Origin of the sequence: Streptomyces phaeoluteigriseus (assembly GCF_001896135.2) — a bacterium.
Lineage (GTDB): Bacteria > Actinomycetota > Actinomycetes > Streptomycetales > Streptomycetaceae > Streptomyces > Streptomyces phaeoluteigriseus.
This window is the reverse complement of record NZ_MPOH02000079.1, coordinates 1-1,428: the sequence shown is the minus strand read 5'-3', so window position 1 is coordinate 1,428 and position 1,428 is coordinate 1. Positions and strand designations below refer to the sequence as shown.

The 1,428-nt window shown below is 73.3% G+C and carries 1 protein-coding gene; it reads right to left on the bottom strand.

From position 1 onward, the window contains the following. Positions 1-932: RNA polymerase sigma factor (locus BM536_RS39095; RefSeq protein ID WP_143651185.1), on the bottom strand; the 932-nt coding region annotated here is incomplete at its 3' end. Positions 933-1,428 lie beyond the last annotated feature (496 nt).

Below are 1,428 nucleotides of genomic sequence, written 5' to 3'. Positions count from 1 at the left end.
GTGTGCCGCCTGCGACGGGCCGCGCCGCGGGCGGTGACCTTCCCGTCGGCGGAGCGGTGCCTGCCGGCGGGCGGTACGGCCCCGGCGGGGTCCTCGCCGGGGCCGAGCGGGGAGGCCGCCCCGGCCAGGGCGGAGGTGTCGTGGGCGGAACGGATGCTCGCCGCCAGCGCGGGCGACGCCGCCACCAGCGCCAGGCCGGCCAGCAGACCCTCCGCGGGCAGCAACCCGCTCCACAGCCCCGAGCACCGCGTACAGCCGCGCGCGTGCCGGGCTATGCGCTTGCGCCACAGCGCCGAGGGCCGTCCGTCCCAGCTCGCCAGGACGCCCCGGAGTTCCTCGCAGGGCTGCTGGGCGTCGAGCGCCCGCACGACCACGCGTGCGGCCTCCAGCTGCGCCTTCATCCGCTGCACGCGGACCGCGGTGTGCTGCGGGGAGAGTTCCAGCGCCTCGGCCACCTCGGCCCGGGTCAGCGCACCGGCGCACTCCAGCCACCACAGGGACAGCAGGCTCCGGTCGTCGGGCTCGAGCCAGCGTGTGGCGCGCGCGGTCTCCTGGCGCTGGCCCGACAACTGAAGCCGCACCAGGGTGAGATCGACGAAGTCCGCGCCCGGGTCGGCGACGTCCCCGGCCTCCTCCACGGGCGCCTGGGCGAACTGCCGTTGCTGCCAGTGCGCACGGATCTGGTTCATGGTGATGGCCACCAGCCAGGACCGGAAGCTCTCGGGGTCCCGCAGCGCGGTCAGGGAGTCCAGGGCGCGGAGCATGCTCTCCTGGACCACGTCGTCCACGTCCACCGAGCCGTTCAGCGCGCGGCCCACGATGTTGTAGACCAGCGGGAGGTACGCGCTGACCAGAGCGTCCTGTGCCGCCGGGTCGCCCCCTCGGGCCGCGGTCACCAGTGCCGCATGCTCCACCGTGTGCTGAGTGCTCATTACCGCTTCCCTGTCGTCGATGCCGAACGTGCTGTCCGTGACAAGGGAGATCTCTGGGGCAGCCTCGGATAACAGTTATTCGGAAATTCGTGTGAGCAGATGTTCGCCGGACCACACCGCCACCGCAATGGGGAGGGTCACACCGGTCCCGCCGCACGCCTCGGCCAGGTCGGCCGCACGGGTTTGCGCGGTGGCCCGCGAGGCGGCGCGCCCTCCGCACGCTCCTCTGGGCGCATCCGTACGGGTGGCATCGGCCGGACGGCGAAGCGGCTCGGGACCGGCGGGCGTTGTGCAGAACCCAACCATCACCCTCGGGAAAGGCACTCCGATGCGACGTACGCTCCTTCTCGCCGTCTGCGCCCTGATCACCGCCGCCGCCACCGGATTCTTCGCCACCAGCGCCATCCGCAGTCGCTGAGGCGCCACCGCCGGCCGTCTCGGGGCACCCGGACCTGGCACCCCCACCGGTGACACCCTCCACACCCGGCACCCCCAC